Source organism: Levilactobacillus namurensis DSM 19117 (assembly GCF_001434785.1).
Lineage (GTDB): Bacteria > Bacillota > Bacilli > Lactobacillales > Lactobacillaceae > Levilactobacillus > Levilactobacillus namurensis.
On record NZ_AZDT01000055.1, the window covers coordinates 73,760 to 88,293 of the forward strand.

The following is a 14,534-nucleotide window of genomic DNA, read 5'->3' on the forward strand; positions in this document are numbered from 1 at the left end:
AATTAGTCCTCACTTTCATCGATGATGGCTGGCACCTTGATGTAGCCGCGTTCAGCATCCGGTGCATTCTTCAGCAGGGCCGCACTTTGACCCCAGTTGTCCGCTACGTCGTCGCGCATCACGTTGATCTGATCCGTGACACTGCTGGTTGGTTCAACGCCGGTGGTATCCACCTCACTGAGTGATTCAAACAAGCCGATGATGTCATCGAGTTGCGGGGTTAACGCGTCCAGCTGAGTATCCGTAAACTCAAGCTTGGCCAGTTCGGCAACGTGTTGAACTTGCTCACGATTAATTCGATTAGCCATCAATTATCCTTCTTTCTTAATTATCCGTATGACCCGTTTACCCGCTTAGTTCTGCGAGCAAACACACATTGCTATTTTACCATATATCGCTCTAACGCCAAAGATTCTCACCAAAAAGGCGGCGGTTTTTCCTTAATCGAAAAACCGCCGCCCATTCATTAGTTCTAAGAACCCGATCAGTAGCTGTTAAAGACGTGACTACTGAAGGTCTTTTCACTGGCCTTCCGGGACAGGAAGCTTTGGATCCCGTCCGTTGAGGAGACCGTAATGTCAATTGGCACTCCCGATGGCAGGTACTTCTGTGCCGCCGTCTGAAGGTACTGCGTGAAGCTGATGATTTCCGTCTGACTATAGAACTGCGTGGTGATGTTGATGTGCATCCCCTGCAAAGTCTTCCCGTCATACTGGGCTTGAGCGGTGACCCCACTCAAGTTCGGGAAGAAGTTCTCGACTTGACTCTTAAAGTTGGAGAAGGAACTGGCATCGTTACTGTTAGGACTCGACTGACCGCTCTCCAACGGGAAGACGTAGTTCTTTTGGGCCAACGCCGTCCACTTGGAAACGCTGGTGGTCCCCGCCTTATTGTTCGAGTAAGCTAAGAAGTTCCCGCCGACCAGGCTGTCGTTGGAGGCCTGCCGGTAAATGGCGATCACGATTGGCACGTTCTTAAGCGCCGACTTCTGCCGCATCCGCTTCAGGACCGTGTTGGCCGTCTTTTTAGCATAGGCTTCACCATCCGCCTTGGAGATCTTAGTCTGGTAGGTCGCCCCGTACTGTTCCTTCTTGTAGTAGTCGACCGAGTTGACCGCGATTCCCACGGTGACCCCGGCTAAGGACAACTTATTGTTCTTCTGGGTCATGTAATCCTGTTCTTCCAACGCCTGGATGTAGATTGGGTTTCGCTTAGTCGCTGACTTCGAGCCGTTATCCACGGGGTTCAACCCGGTGGCGTTGGTTTTCGACTTCCGGTCCAACCAATCCTGGACCGTGGTCGAACTCAGGTACTGCCCTTCCTGGAAGACGTAGTTCTTGGTCGAGAAGACCTTCTTAGAAACGTTCAACATCCCGTTCTCGAAGCTCTTCAAATTATAGGTGTTCCCGGAATCCTGGGTGTTGGTCACCCCACGGGACTTGCTGACCCGGTAGTGGCCACTTTGAATGACCCCTTCGTAGTCGCTATCCGTACTCTGCCCCGTCAGCTGAGTCCCGGACGTACTGCCCTTAGAACCCGAAGACATGCTCGAGCTCCCCAGGTCCCCACACCCCGCTAGGAAAAGCGGAATGGCGGCTAATGCAATAACCATTCGTAACCGTTTCACGATGTTTCCTCCTAAGTCATCCATTATTTTCAGTCATGGCTGCTTGTAATTGGGCCTCGTTCCAGATGGTGATCCCCAGCTTCTGGGCCTTGGTCAGCTTACTGCCGGCCGCCTCCCCCGCAATCAGGAGATCCGTCTTCTTGGAGACGCTGCCCGTCACGGTCGCGCCGTGTTGCTCCAGCCATTCCGTGGCTTCCGGCCGGGTCAGCTCTTGCAGCTTCCCGGTCAAGACCACCCGCTGATTGGCAAACGGACTATCGCTAGCCGTCACCACGGCACCGCTGGTATAGGTCAGGTTGACCCCGACCGCGGCCAACCGGTCGATCAACTGGTGCACCTGGTCGGTACTGAAGTAGGTGACCACACTGTCGGCAATGATCTGGCCGATGGTGTCGATGGCCACGATGGCGTCCGCGTCGGCGGCCATCAGGTGTTGAATGTCCCCGAAGTGCGCCGCAATCGACCGGGCGGCCTTAGCGCCCACGTGCCGAATCCCTAACCCAAATAGCAACCGTTCTAGTGAATTATTGCGACTATTGTCGATAGCTGTCAAGAGGTTTTGGGCCGACTTCTCCCCAAATTTATCTAAAGTTAATAATTGGTCGCTGGTCAGCTGGTACAAACTGGCCACATCGGTGACCAAGTGTCGGTCGAAGAGCTGGGCCACAATCTGCGGTCCCAACCCGGCGATGTTCATCGCGTTCCGGGACGCAAAGTGGTTCATCCCCTCCGCCAACTGCGCGGGGCAGCTGGGGTTGATGCAGCGCAACGCCACTTCCTCATCCAAGTGGACCAATTCGGCTCCACAGGACGGGCAGTGTGTCGGAATCGGATACGGTTGTGCGTCAGCCGGGCGTTTGGCCGCCACGTACTGCGAGATCTCGGGGATAATGTCCCCGGCCTTATGCAACAGGACCGTGTCGCCCAAGCGAATGTCCTTAACTTCCAGATAATCCGGGTTATGCAACGATGCCCGGGCGACGGTACTGCCGGCCAGTTGAACCGGATTCATCACGGCGGTCGGCGTCACAATACCCGTCCGGCCGACCGTCCACTCGATGTCGGTGACCACGGTCTCCACCTCTTCGGGCGGGAACTTATAGGCAATCGCCCACCGGGGAACCTTGACCGTGGCCCCCATGGCCCGCTGCAGCGGTAAGGGATTGGCCTTGATCACGATGCCGTCGATGCCGTACGCCAGGTCAGCTCGTTGTCCCGTGTAAGTGGTGATGTAAGCCTGCACGTCGTCCATATCATGGGCGACTTGGTAGGTCGGGTTGGTACTGAACCCTAGCTCCGCCAACTCGTCGAGGAGCCCGCTCTGGGTCCGGGTGTCCAACGGATCGTAATCGGCGATGTTGTACATGAACGTCGCGAGTTTCCGGTCGGCGGTCACCTGGACGTCGAGTTGGCGCAGACTGCCCGCCGCGGCGTTCCGGGGGTTGGCAAATGGCGCTTGGCCTTGAGCTTCCCGCCGTTGGTTCAGGTCGAGAAACGCCTGTTTCGGCATGTAGCACTCGCCCCGCACGTCAATAGTCAACGGCCGCGTCAGGGTCTTGGGAATCGAGGGTAGCGTGGCCAAATTCGCGGTGATGTCCTCACCAATCTGCCCATTACCCCGCGTCGACCCCTGGACGAACTTCCCGTTTTCGTAATGCAGGTTGATGGCCAGGCCATCGATCTTTAATTCACAGTTATAGTCGAAACCGGCGTAATTGGCGGGAACGTTCTCCCGAAGCCGGGCGTCGAAGTCCTTCAACTCGTCGATGGAGAAGACGTCCCCTAACGACAGCATGGGAATCTCGTGGCGGACCTTAGGCAGGTCGCCCCGGGCACTCCCGCCGACGTGTTGGGTCGGTGAATCGGCCGTGACGATAGCGGGAAAGGCGGTCTCTAAGGCCACTAAGCGGGCGTAGACCCGGTCATACACGTCGTCTTCGACGGCCGGTGCGTCCGCGTCGTAGTACTGCTTCCCCCAGTCGATCAGCTGTGGCCGCAGGTCGGCCGCTTCTTCGGCTGCTTGGTGTTGCGTGAGTTCTTTAACGGGTTTCTGACTCTCTGATTCCATTTTTTATCATCTCCAAAACAAAAGCCCCAGTCCCGTGCAAGCACAGAATCTGGTGCTCTGTTAGTCCGGTAGTCACCCGCCGAACTTGATTCGTGCTTCATTTATCGGTGGTTTTCTAAGTCATGTCCATCATACAGCACATCACCCATTAAACCCGTTCCAGGGCTCTCAAAATGCGCGATTGATTATCGATTTTATCAATTTTTAAATTTAGCGTGGCCGTTAACCGTATCTAAAAACCTAAGCTAGACTGACCCCAAAAACTTAAAGGCCCTCTGGAACGGCTAATAATCATGATGACTAAGCAAATGTAAGCCGTGAGGACGGCCAGACAAGGCTCAGCCGTGAAATTTTCCTTGGTGAGCGTTCCTTAGCTCGCCTAGGAAAAGGCCAGGCTTGAAGACCTGCATTTTGGGCTTCAAGTTGCGCCCACGGCGTTCCAGCCTTGTCTGGCCGTCCGGTAAGGCGACTGCCCCAACACCTAATCGTCCACCCGCTTGATTGGAGCGAAGGCGGCTAACAGCCGCTTAACGCCCTGCTCTGGGAAGGCGATGTCCAGTTCGGCGTCTTCACCGGTCCCGTTGACCTTGACCACGGTCCCGATGCCCCACTTCTTGTGACTAGCCTTGTCACCCACGGACCAGGCCACCTTACCGGCACCGGTCCCGGTGTCGGTTGTGATCCGACCGGTCTTACCATGGTACGGCTTGGCGACCGCGCTGGCCGTCCGCCGGGCAAAGGGCACGTCACGCCGTTGTGGTTGTAAGCCACTCTGACTTTCGCTGTAGTCCTTGTGGATCAGCTCCGGTGCAATCTCGGTCACGAACCGTGACTCCGGATTGTTCTGCCGGCGTCCGTACAGCATCCGAGAGTAGGCGTTGGTCAGGTAGAGCTTGGATTGGGCCCGCGTGATCCCCACGTAAGCCAACCGGCGCTCTTCTTCTAACTGGTCCTCTTCCAGCATGGCCCGAGATAGCGGGAAGATGCCCTCTTCCAAGCCCATCAGGAAGATGACTGGGAATTCCAGCCCCTTGGCCGCGTGTAAGGTCATCAGCGTGACCTCGGCTGGGTCTTCATCCACGTCGTCTTGGGCGGAGACCAAGGCCAAGTCGGCCAAGAATTCGACCAACCGGTTGTCGGTCTCGTCGTGGTCTTCCTGGTCCCAGTCGGTATCGAACTTTTGGGTCACGGACAGGAATTCTTCGATGTTTTCGATTCGCGTCTCGGCTTCCAGCGACTTGGAGTTCTTCAGCGTCTGGAGGTAGCCCGTCCGGTCCAAAATGTCGTTGGTGATGTCGGAGACGTTATTCTTCGGGGCCGCGTCCTGAATGGCCTTGATAGTCATCCCAAACTTCTCCATGGCGTTACGGCTCCGCGAACTGATGCCGTTGGCCAGCGCCACGTTTTGAGTCGCCTCCAGCTCGCTCCAGTCGTTCATGTCGGCGAAGTCCCGCAGCTTTTCGAGACTAGTGTTCCCGATGCCCCGCTTAGGCTCGTTGATGATCCGTTCCAGACTCATCGAGTCCGCCGGGTTGGCGATCAGCGTCAGGTAGGCCAAAACGTCACGGATTTCCTTCCGGTCGTAGAACTTGTGGCCCCCAACCATGGTGTAAGGAATGTTGGCCTTGACCAGGGTTTCTTCAATCACCCGGGATTGGGCGTTGGTCCGGTACAACACGGCAAAGTCACCGTACCCGCGGTGGTTCTTCTCGATTTCTTCTTGAATTTTAGCCACCACATAGTGGGCCTCGTCGTTTTCGTTTTGCCCGCGGTAGTAGGCGATTTTTTCACCTTCGGGGTTCTCCGTCCACAGGTCCTTCTTCTTCCGGTTGACGTTCTGCTGGATCACATCGTTGGCCGCTTGCAAGATGGTCTTAGTCGAGCGGTAGTTCTGCTCCAATAAGGTGGTGTGGGCGTCTGGATAGTCCTTCTCGAAGTTCAGGATGTTCTCCATGTTGGCGCCCCGCCAACCGTAGATACTCTGGTCCCCATCCCCGACCACGCACAGGTTGTTGTGCTTCTTGGCTAGCATGTTGACCAGCATGTATTGCGCATCGTTAGTATCTTGGTATTCGTCCACGTGGATGTACTGGAACTTGTCCTGGTAGTACCCCAGCACGCTAGACTCCTGCTTGAACAGCTTGATAGTCAGCATGATCAGGTCATCGAAGTCCATGGCTTGGTTGGCCTGGAGGGCCCGTTGGTAACTGTCATAGACGCTGGCGACCGTGGTCTCAAACGGTGTGGCCGCGTTCTCGGCCATCATAGCTGGCGTCTGTAGCGCGTTCTTGGCATTCGAAATGGCCCCCAGAACCGAACGGGGGTCGAACTTCTTAACGTCTAAGTTCTGGTCGCGCAAGACCCGCTTGATCAATGTCCGCTGCTCCCCGGTATCCGCAATCGTAAACGCCCGGTTGTAGCCTAACTTGTCCGCATCCCGGCGTAAGATCCGCACGCACAGGGCGTGGAACGTTGAGACCCAGACGTCGTTGCCGTCGGGGCCCAAGAGCTTAGCGACCCGTTCGCGCATTTCCTTAGCGGCCTTGTTGGTAAAGGTGATCGCCAAGATGTGCCACGGCAATACGTGGTTATGCTCGATCAAGTAGGCGACCCGGTGGGTTAAGACCCGCGTCTTACCACTCCCGGCACCCGCTAAGACCAGTAAGGGACCCTCCGTTTGAAGGACGGCCTCCGTCTGCTTGTCATTCATGCCTGTTAATAATTCTTCTCCTGCCACCCTGAACACAATCCTCTCTGTCATTAGTCCTGTCTATTATAGCAAAGAAACATACGTTCTGCTGACAAGTAAAATCAAATAGATTAAATTCACAACAAAAATAGAATCACCACTACCATATTCTGCATTGGGGTGGTAATTCTATTCGTAAAATTGATTTAAGTGTTTACTCTTAAGGTTTATGGCTTTTCCTAAATTCATCAGCAAAATTCAAACTCGGTAAAACCGTAACTTTAGGGTCATCTAAGGCCGTAATCATCGAAACAATTGTTCTCAGATAAGGATACAACATTGCTGCACCATTCGTTGCTAAAAACTTTTTAGCATCGTCCTGTGTTAAATCTTCCCTTAGCGTGAAGGATCCATCTAGTTCAAGCATGCACTGCCGGTAACCTGACACTTTGCTTCCAAATTGAGCATTAAGTTTAACCGTACCTATATGGTTTTCAGTGTCCATAGCACCTTTAATTTCAATGTTCGTATCGTTAGAGCTACCATACTTTTTCTGATAGTCATCAGCACTAATTGTATCGTAATGCAACTTATTAATCCGATAACCTTCAAAATTAATCACAGGTCCACTTATACTCATTTTATGAACTCCTTAAGCCGCGAATAAATAAGATTGTTGCTCATCATTATCGCCGTCTTCAACAGACACCACAAAATTGCTTATTGATTTTTGATGTACAGCCTTTAACCCTCTATTGGAAGAAACCGCCGGAGCACTAAATTGTTTCTCAGATGTCACTTCTACCCCGCCGATTGTTTCAACACCTAACAGAGCTAGTAACTCCTTAACATCAATATTCTGTGAAAAGTCATGAATATCTGCTAGAACTTCTTCACGCGTTTTAAAGTACTTAGCCATGTTTAGTCACTCCACTTCAATAGTTTTAATGGTCTCATCATTTCGCAAACAATACTCAACGCCATTAGGAATATACGTTTTAATATTTTTATAGATTGCCGTTGTCGTCGCACAACAAACATCGTTAATTAAAGCATCTCCATGTCTTTTCAATTCGCGAATATAATATTCAATCAGCGCACCATCTAATTCATGTTGCGTAAACTTATTTTGATAATTTCTACGGATATAGTCAAGCGTTTTGTGTATTTCTTGTTCTTGTAAAAACGCCCTGAATAACATCATATCCTCTAAGTTATCGACAAAGTTCAGTTCATAGTCCGGGTCAAGTTCTAAAGTAATTTTCAAAATACCTGGTACATCATCTTTTTTATAAAACTTCTGAGCTAACATGCGATCATTTAAAAATCCATACACACCAAAACCCAGACTACCTGGATGCTTACCTGATTGACTATAAAAGTACTGCCAATTTACTCGAGGGAAGATAAAACCATTAGCCATAATCTTCTTACAATTCTCTGGACTCGTTGCATGGTAAATTTCTTTTATCAAGTATCGCCACACCTCATAAATATCCGTTAACCAGTTCCTAATTTAATCCGTCTCCTGGTCAGACTTATCCGGTAAGGCCGGACCGTCCGTCCAGATACCGGTGTCGTCCAGTTGGTCCAAGATGGTCTTCACGGATTGGCCCTGAATGGCCACGTGCCCGACCACCGTGTCATCATCGGCGTGTCGCAAGTGGTAGAAGTTGAAGTGCCAGTTAGGCTTAATCTGCCACTGGGTCCGCATGGCCGGTAACTGCGCCTTGGTGAAGGTGATGGTCACGGCCGGCGTCAAAATGGCGGGAACCGCTAACGGCAAGCCACAGATGGCCCGCAGGTGTTCCTCGAATTCGTCGACGGACGCCGCGTCCGCGAACACGTAGCCGTTTTCGCTAGGTGCCGGAACAATCTTCTTAACGTAAATCGACCCGTTCTTGGTCAGGTAAAAGCCGACCTCGAAGGCCCCCACGTAATTGACGTGTTGGCCCACTTCGGAGGCAATCCGCCGTAACTCACTGGCCACGGCCGGGTCCACGTTGGCCGGAACCCAGGTCTTGAACGGCTGGTCGTCAGCCGACTCGCCTTCCGTGACAGGGAACAACTGCTGGTTACCCTCCTGGTCCCGTGCGACCACGATCGAATACTCCCGGTCATAGGTAATCTGGGATTCCAGGATGTAGGTCCCCCAGTCGAGCAGCCCCGCCGCCTTAGCAATGTCCGTTTGCGTGCGGATCACTAACTCGCGACCCTTGGACCATTCCTTTTGGATGGGCTTCAGGACACAGGGATAGCCGATCGAGTTGACGGATTGGTAAACGTCGTCTAAGTCGATAATCGTGGCGTAAGGGGCAATGTTGACGTTGAGCTGTTCGAAGAACGCCCGCTCAAGTAAGCGGTCCTGCATCATTTCCAACAGGTCGCTGCCCTGCGGAATCTTGGTGTATTGCGCCAAGAACTTCACGACGTCGGTGCTGACGTGGGCGGAATCGTAGACCACCGCGGCACAACTCTCCGCAAAGTGCTGTAGTTTTGCCTTGTCGCGTCCGTCGCCGACCGCTTTAAAGTCGGCCAGTTGTAACGCCTCGCTGGTTTCATCGGAGCCGTACGCCCCGACTTTTAACCCCATCTTCCGGGCAGTCGTGACCAGCATCGCGGCGTTCGCGCTGCTGCCGATGACCCCAATCGTATCGCCTGGATATAAGACCGTATTCGCCAATAGTCTTCCCTACTTTCCACTTATCAGATTTTATACATGATTAAATCAAGCATACGCTTCACCATTTATTCTAAGGTTTGACCGCCGAATACACAAGCAACATGCCACACTTCCCCTTAGTCCTGGGCAAAAGTCACCGTGCCGTTCTCGAAGGCCGCGATGCTGGCTAAGGCGACCAGCGGAATCCCGGCGTCTGTGACCAGTTGATGGCCTTTCTGGAAACGCTTCTCGATAACCACACCGACACCGGCGACCTTAATGTTCGCGGATTCGGCGATGTCGAGCAACCCTTGGACCGCCTGGCCGTTGGCTAAGAAGTCGTCAATGATCAAGACCTTGTCGTCGGGGTCTAGGAACCGCCGGTCGATCGAAATGTCGTTGTTGACCTGCTTGGTGTACGAGTAGACCTTGGCGGTGTAGAGGTGGTCGGTCAGCGTCAGGCTCTTGTGCTTCCGCGCGAAAATCATCGGGACGCCCAAATGTAAGGCAGCCATGACGGCGGGTGCGATACCGGAGGACTCCACCGTGAGGACCTTGGTGATGCCCGCATCGGCGAATTGCCGCGCGAACTCCGCGCCTAATTGGTCCATCAGCTGCGGATCAACTTGGTGGTTCAAGAAGTTGTCCACTTTTAAGACGTTTCCGGGTAAAATCGTGCCGTCTTGCCGAATGCGGTCCTCTAAAATTTTCATCTGTATATAACCTCCATAATATGCCGTTTCCTAAGTTATCCTTTATTCTACCCGACTTGGGTTCCAAAACACAACGCCCGCACCGGAAAATTTAGGAAGCGTTAAGCTAGAAGTACCCCCAGCGCCTCCGCGAGCGTGGTGGTCAGCGCCAGGATTCCTAGATTGCGGACCGCCAGAATAAACGTTTCTTTTTTGACTTGGACCCGGAATAGGCCGCGGACGTTACGCACCACGGGAAAGACGCTGACTAATGCCAACAGGGTCCACACCGGCAGGTCGCCTAGGACTACACTGGCAATCAGGGCCAGGTAGCCTAAGACGTAGAAGCTCGCAAACAGCCATAACGCGCGCTGGACGCCCAGATAGTAGACGATGGTCTTCCGGTTCAGGTCCAGGTCTTCCTGGGCGTCACAGATGTTGTTGGCCAGCAATAACGCGGCGATGGCCGCCATCGCGATCCCCGAAGCCAATAGGACCCGTAGCCACAGCGTCAGGGTCAACGCGCTGGTCTGGTAGAGGTTCAGGTAGACCGTGATGGCCATGATCATGAACCCCATGGTGAAGCCGGCGAAGAACTCCCCGGTCGGCGTGCCGGACAGCGGTTGCGGGCCGCCCGCGTAGAGGTACCCTACCAGAAAGCAAAAGATGCCCATAACCAGTAACGGCCACCCGGTCAGCCAGACCAGGTATAACCCGATCAGACCGGCGACTCCGGCGAAACTGGCCATCAACGCGAAGATGCCCCGCACGCTGAGGTGGTGGACGCCAATCACGTTGGTGTGGCGTTTCCACTCGGCCGCTTGCGTGTCGTCGGCACGGGTGTAGTCCTGGTAGTTGTCGTTGATGTCAACGGCCATGTTAAAGAGCAACATGGCGATGAAGAACAGCCCGTCCACGCCCCAGTTGAGGTGCTGGAAGTTATGGGCCACGAAGAGCAGCCCCAATAAGAACGGCCAAACGGACGCAATTTTGGCCTTGATTTCTACTAATTCTAAGAACACGTTCAGTGTCACTGATGCCATCCCCCTAATGCGCGATATGTAAGTTTTGACTAGCTTTGTTTGACAACGTTTTCGGTTGTCGGTAAGATTAATTTTGACTAACGAATGAGGTGCAGTATGGATCGACAACTTTGGCGGCAATTCCCGCAGGTTGAGCCAGAACTCAACGCGTTACAGCCCTATCTGCTGGATGCGGTAAACCTGACCAACCGACCTATTCACAATAAAATAGTAGCCTTAATGGCCTCCGGCGGCAAGTTCTTACGTCCCGGGTACTTTTACTTATTTGCGGCCTTTGGTCAACCGACCTCCCCGGCGGCCTTACGCGCGGGGGCGGCGGCCCTGGAGATCTTGCACGTGGGGACCTTGATTCACGATGACGTGATCGACCAGTCCCCCACCCGCCGCGGGGTGCGGACGATTCAGATAAAATACGGGCAGAAAAACGCGATTTACGCCGGCGACTTCATGTTCACGGTCTACTTCGACCAGGTCTTGAAGTCGACCCACGACGTTGCCTTGATTCAGGCCCACATCGACGCGATGCACAAGATTTTGACCGGTGAATTGGGCCAAATGGCCTTAAATTATCAAGAGGACGCGCCACTAGACGCCTACTTAAATGAGATTGCGGGCAAGACGGCTGAACTGTTCGCACTGGCCTGTTACCAAGGCGCGATGTTGACCCACGCCCCCCAGAGTGTTCAGGATAACGCCCGGGCCATCGGGGTGGCCATCGGGAGCGCCTACCAGATGCTAGACGACATCTTAGACTACGCGGGCGACCCTAAGAAGACCAAGAAGCCAATTCTGGAAGACTTGCGCTCCGGGGTCTACTCACTGCCGCTGTTGCTGGCATTACCCCAGGCTAGAGCGGAGTTCCACCACTACTTAAAGAAAAAGCAGGCCATGACCGCTGAAGATATTCAAGCGGTCCAAGACCTGGTCACTCAATACCACGGCGTCGCCGCCGCACAAAAACTCGCCACCGAATGGACCAACAAGGCACTGTCCTTAATCGCCCAGTTGCCCGACGTCCCGGCCCGGGCAGATTTGGCGCGGTTGACGGGGATGTTGTTGAAGCGGGATCATTAAACTAAATACAACGTAACTGCCAAATGAGCGTCTTAGACTGGTTAATCCCATATCAGTCCAAGACGCTCATTTTATTATTTACAGATGATTTTATGTACTTCAATCGCAATGCTTAAAAGATTTCGCTACTCCGTTGGAAGTGTTTGGCCAAGTGCTTTGTTTTGTAATCATGCTTGTTAACCTCAATCATGGCACCGCCAGCTTCTTTTAAGACTCGGACGCTTTTGCCATGGTACCGTTGATGACCGACCTTGTAGTAGGCACCATCACCGGCCGATTGGTTCCAACCTCGCAGGTCCGTCCATCCCTTAACCTTAATGGCAACGCCCCAATTTGAATGAATACGAGCTTTATCTGGATCCGCCGTGGTTTTGCGATGATGTAATATTGTCTTCTCCGTATCCCATTGACCGAACGAATAACTCCGTTCCTTGATCTTCTTCGCCGTAATCTTGGTGGTCCCGTAGTGTCCCTTACCATCATAGTGGTACCAAGTCCCCCGAATCGACTTAGGGAAGACCTTCATCGTGCTTTTGGCTTGTGCCGTAACTGCTGGTGCGGACAGAACCCCCGTTCCGCCAACCGTTAAGGCAACTAAAGCGACACTGATTAATTTTGCTACTTTCATCCTAACACTCCTTTCTTATTTCATTATAAGCTTTTTGCACGTTATTGAATGGCTATATACATCAATTTACAGTTAAATAATTCACGGAAAGTTATACTTTTTTCGCCTCAACCGTGAGGAACCTAATAGATAAACCGACCTTTATCGATCGACAGTTACCGTGAGACTGGGCTCTATTAACCATATTTTCTAAATTAAGCGTTTCCCAAATCATTTTAAAGTGTAATAATTAGGGTGATTAAATTCTAGGAAGCCGCGAAGGATTGGTTGTCCTCCCGACTCCCCCAAAGGAGACGTTTCAGATGATCAAACAAGCCCTACTAACCGGCGTAGCGGTCCTCAGTCTGGGAACCGTCGCAATCAACGCCCAGCCGCAGCCCGTACAAGCCCAAAAGCTCCACCAAGCCATCCCCGAGAAGTACTGGGGTAACTGGAAGTACAAGCAAACTAAAGTGATGATTCACCCCCACGAAGTCAAAGGCCCCGGCTTCCACTACAAAGGCAAGTCCTTAGGTGTCCGTAAGAACAGTAAGAAGTCAATCTCAATCTTCCAGACCTACAAGGGTAAGCAGGCCTCACCCAGCTTTGTTTTGAAGCGTACCAAGCACCATCACAAGCTAGCGTTACGGGCTAACTTCGATGGGACCGTCGAATACTATACGCGTAAGGGCATCTTCTAAGGATCAATCCCGGATCTAAACTAAAGCCATTATCCCCAAATCCGCGGGATAATGGCTTTAGTTGTGACGATCATGGCCTCAAACGCAATGGTTTACAGGGACCTAGCGGTAAAGAATGTCGGAAACTGGCGGTCATAAAATGTTGGTTTATGGCGGTGTATCACCGCCGAAAATTCCCTATGACCACTTCTCTCCCCGACCAGCGTCACGTCCCAACCAAAATTTAAATTGGAGGAATTAGTAACATGTTCAAAAAGTGGTTAGTCGTTTTAACAGCTAGTCTAAGTATCGGCGCAGTGGGTATCTGTGTTCAACCGCAACAGAGTGCCCAAGCCCAGAGTGTCTACCGCAAGGTGCCTAAAGCTTACCGTGGAACCTGGACTCTAAGATCGCCTAAGTACGACCGTGGTGAAAAACTAGTCGTTCATGCACGTTCCGTTAAATCTTCCGTCTTTCAGTATAAAGGAAGACAATTAGGTGTGCACGTCGGAAAGCACAACCGATACGTGACCGTATTTCAAATACATAAAGGCAAACAAGTTGGTGAAAACTATAACCTTAAGCGTAGTCACTACAAGCACCACAAGGCCTTGAAAGTTTCTTATGACACCCGGGTCGAGTACTTTACCAAATAACCAATAAAGCCACAAAAAGCGAGAGCCACCTCGATTGAGATGCTCTCGCTTTGTTATACCTTTTAGTAACCGTAGTTCGTCGTAGTGGAACTCTCGGAGCTGCTAGAACTGCTGGAACTATCAGACGTTGACGTGAAGATTGCGGCTGATCCAGTATCCGCGTGCTTCAAGTCTAAGCCGCTGCGGATGAAGTTCGTCACCCGCTGTAATTCCTTCTTGTGCATAACTTCCATGTCTTGACCGCCAATTTCCTTACCGTGACCCTGTAAGTGGGTTTCCTTAACCGTCTTATCGGCGGAACGGTAATTCTTGGCTAACGAGGTCAAATTATCAAACGTTAAATCGGTTTGAATTTGGCTGGACAAGGAGTTGATGAAGGATTGGTTCATCAGGGTGGAAATAGAGCCACTCTTTTTAATCAAAGCCATCATGCTATATACCGCCACTTGACAGTATTAAGTAATATTGACTGTTTACATCCCATAATTGCCAAACTTTTGAAGCACTCTAATCTAACTTAATTTGCCAATCTTAAAATATCTATTTGGGTAAAAAATGAAATCTAATGGTTTAAACTTATTTGACAAATAGTCAACAAATATGCAACCATACCAAACAACAATTACCCCCAAAATAATTTGAATGACTATGTTGGATACTCCTATCTTCAGTAATAAAACTCTAAAAAAATACTAAGCTTAGAGGCATAGAAGTTACCCGACGGGGTGCTCCTATG

At 51.9% G+C, this 14,534-nt stretch carries 15 protein-coding genes; 3 read left to right on the plus strand and 12 right to left on the minus strand.

Features of this window, described 5'->3' with window-relative positions:
- Positions 1–2: 2 nt before the first annotated feature.
- The 10 genes from gatC to FD30_RS08250 form a co-directional block, all read right to left on the minus strand.
- On the minus strand, positions 3–308 hold the full coding sequence (gene gatC, locus FD30_RS08205) for an Asp-tRNA(Asn)/Glu-tRNA(Gln) amidotransferase subunit GatC (protein ID WP_056944621.1): 306 nt from the start codon (positions 306–308) through the stop codon (positions 3–5).
- A gap of 176 nt (positions 309–484) precedes the next feature.
- On the minus strand, positions 485–1,651 hold the full coding sequence (locus tag FD30_RS08210) for a CamS family sex pheromone protein (RefSeq protein WP_056944622.1): 1,167 nt from the start codon (positions 1,649–1,651) through the stop codon (positions 485–487).
- A complete protein-coding gene (gene ligA / locus FD30_RS08215) occupies positions 1,644–3,695 on the minus strand; it encodes an NAD-dependent DNA ligase LigA (protein WP_056944623.1) in 2,052 nt (683 codons plus the stop codon). The genes FD30_RS08210 and ligA overlap by 8 nt, the downstream gene beginning before the upstream one ends.
- Positions 3,696–4,176: 481 nt before the next feature.
- Positions 4,177–6,432: a DNA helicase PcrA gene (gene pcrA, locus FD30_RS08220; protein WP_024748221.1), complete on the minus strand. Its 2,256-nt coding sequence runs from the start codon at positions 6,430–6,432 to the stop codon at positions 4,177–4,179.
- A gap of 172 nt (positions 6,433–6,604) precedes the next feature.
- Positions 6,605–7,024, minus strand: a complete 420-nt coding sequence (locus FD30_RS08225) for a protein-export chaperone SecB (RefSeq protein WP_056944624.1) — start codon at positions 7,022–7,024, stop codon at positions 6,605–6,607.
- 12 nt (positions 7,025–7,036) lie between these two features.
- Positions 7,037–7,303: a hypothetical protein gene (locus FD30_RS08230; RefSeq protein ID WP_056944625.1), complete on the minus strand. Its 267-nt coding sequence runs from the start codon at positions 7,301–7,303 to the stop codon at positions 7,037–7,039.
- Between the two features lie 6 nt (positions 7,304–7,309).
- Positions 7,310–7,858 carry a hypothetical protein gene (locus tag FD30_RS08235; protein ID WP_056944626.1) on the minus strand — a complete coding sequence of 183 codons (549 nt, stop codon included), beginning with the start codon at positions 7,856–7,858 and terminating at the stop codon, positions 7,310–7,312.
- 42 nt (positions 7,859–7,900) lie between these two features.
- Positions 7,901–9,067 carry an ATP-grasp domain-containing protein gene (locus FD30_RS08240; RefSeq protein WP_056944627.1) on the minus strand — a complete coding sequence of 389 codons (1,167 nt, stop codon included), beginning with the start codon at positions 9,065–9,067 and terminating at the stop codon, positions 7,901–7,903.
- Positions 9,068–9,183: 116 nt separating this feature from the next.
- A complete protein-coding gene (locus tag FD30_RS08245; RefSeq protein ID WP_024748219.1) occupies positions 9,184–9,759 on the minus strand; it encodes a xanthine phosphoribosyltransferase in 576 nt (191 codons plus the stop codon).
- A 101-nt stretch (positions 9,760–9,860) separates the two neighbouring features.
- Positions 9,861–10,772: a 1,4-dihydroxy-2-naphthoate polyprenyltransferase gene (locus FD30_RS08250; RefSeq protein WP_056944628.1), complete on the minus strand. Its 912-nt coding sequence runs from the start codon at positions 10,770–10,772 to the stop codon at positions 9,861–9,863.
- A 105-nt stretch (positions 10,773–10,877) separates the two neighbouring features.
- Here FD30_RS08250 and FD30_RS08255 point away from each other — a divergent pair, with 105 nt between their 5' ends.
- The gene (locus FD30_RS08255) at positions 10,878–11,855 is read left to right on the plus strand and encodes a polyprenyl synthetase family protein (RefSeq protein WP_056944629.1); all 978 of its coding nucleotides are present in this window, start codon (positions 10,878–10,880) and stop codon (positions 11,853–11,855) included.
- A 112-nt stretch (positions 11,856–11,967) separates the two neighbouring features.
- Here FD30_RS08255 and FD30_RS08260 read toward each other — a convergent pair whose 3' ends face one another.
- Positions 11,968–12,483: a hypothetical protein gene (locus FD30_RS08260; RefSeq protein WP_056944630.1), complete on the minus strand. Its 516-nt coding sequence runs from the start codon at positions 12,481–12,483 to the stop codon at positions 11,968–11,970.
- Positions 12,484–12,785: 302 nt separating this feature from the next.
- Between FD30_RS08260 and FD30_RS08265 the strand changes: the two genes are divergently transcribed.
- Together FD30_RS08265 and FD30_RS08270 are read left to right on the plus strand one after the other, a co-directional pair.
- Positions 12,786–13,163, plus strand: coding sequence for a hypothetical protein (locus FD30_RS08265; RefSeq protein WP_056944631.1), 378 nt, complete (start codon positions 12,786–12,788; stop codon positions 13,161–13,163).
- Positions 13,164–13,408: 245 nt separating this feature from the next.
- Positions 13,409–13,798, plus strand: coding sequence for a hypothetical protein (locus tag FD30_RS08270; RefSeq protein WP_056944632.1), 390 nt, complete (start codon positions 13,409–13,411; stop codon positions 13,796–13,798).
- 62 nt (positions 13,799–13,860) lie between these two features.
- Here FD30_RS08270 and FD30_RS08275 read toward each other — a convergent pair whose 3' ends face one another.
- A complete protein-coding gene (locus FD30_RS08275; protein ID WP_235803260.1) occupies positions 13,861–14,226 on the minus strand; it encodes an LCP family protein in 366 nt (121 codons plus the stop codon).
- Positions 14,227–14,534: the final 308 nt, after the last annotated feature.

Excerpts from the sequence above, each read along its gene's own strand:
- gatC (WP_056944621.1), bottom strand. The coding sequence starts at position 308 with ATGGCTAATCGAATTAATCGTGAGCAAGTTCAACACGTTGCCGAACTG.
- FD30_RS08210 (WP_056944622.1), bottom strand. The coding sequence starts at position 1,651 with ATGGATGACTTAGGAGGAAACATCGTGAAACGGTTACGAATGGTTATT.
- ligA (WP_056944623.1), bottom strand. The coding sequence starts at position 3,695 with ATGGAATCAGAGAGTCAGAAACCCGTTAAAGAACTCACGCAACACCAA.
- FD30_RS08225 (WP_056944624.1), bottom strand. The coding sequence starts at position 7,024 with ATGAGTATAAGTGGACCTGTGATTAATTTTGAAGGTTATCGGATTAAT.
- FD30_RS08230 (WP_056944625.1), bottom strand. The coding sequence starts at position 7,303 with ATGGCTAAGTACTTTAAAACGCGTGAAGAAGTTCTAGCAGATATTCAT.
- FD30_RS08245 (WP_024748219.1), bottom strand. The coding sequence starts at position 9,759 with ATGAAAATTTTAGAGGACCGCATTCGGCAAGACGGCACGATTTTACCC.
- FD30_RS08255 (WP_056944629.1), top strand. The coding sequence starts at position 10,878 with ATGGATCGACAACTTTGGCGGCAATTCCCGCAGGTTGAGCCAGAACTC.
- FD30_RS08260 (WP_056944630.1), bottom strand. The coding sequence starts at position 12,483 with ATGAAAGTAGCAAAATTAATCAGTGTCGCTTTAGTTGCCTTAACGGTT.
- FD30_RS08265 (WP_056944631.1), top strand. The coding sequence starts at position 12,786 with ATGATCAAACAAGCCCTACTAACCGGCGTAGCGGTCCTCAGTCTGGGA.
- FD30_RS08270 (WP_056944632.1), top strand. The coding sequence starts at position 13,409 with ATGTTCAAAAAGTGGTTAGTCGTTTTAACAGCTAGTCTAAGTATCGGC.
- FD30_RS08275 (WP_235803260.1), bottom strand. The coding sequence starts at position 14,226 with ATGGCTTTGATTAAAAAGAGTGGCTCTATTTCCACCCTGATGAACCAA.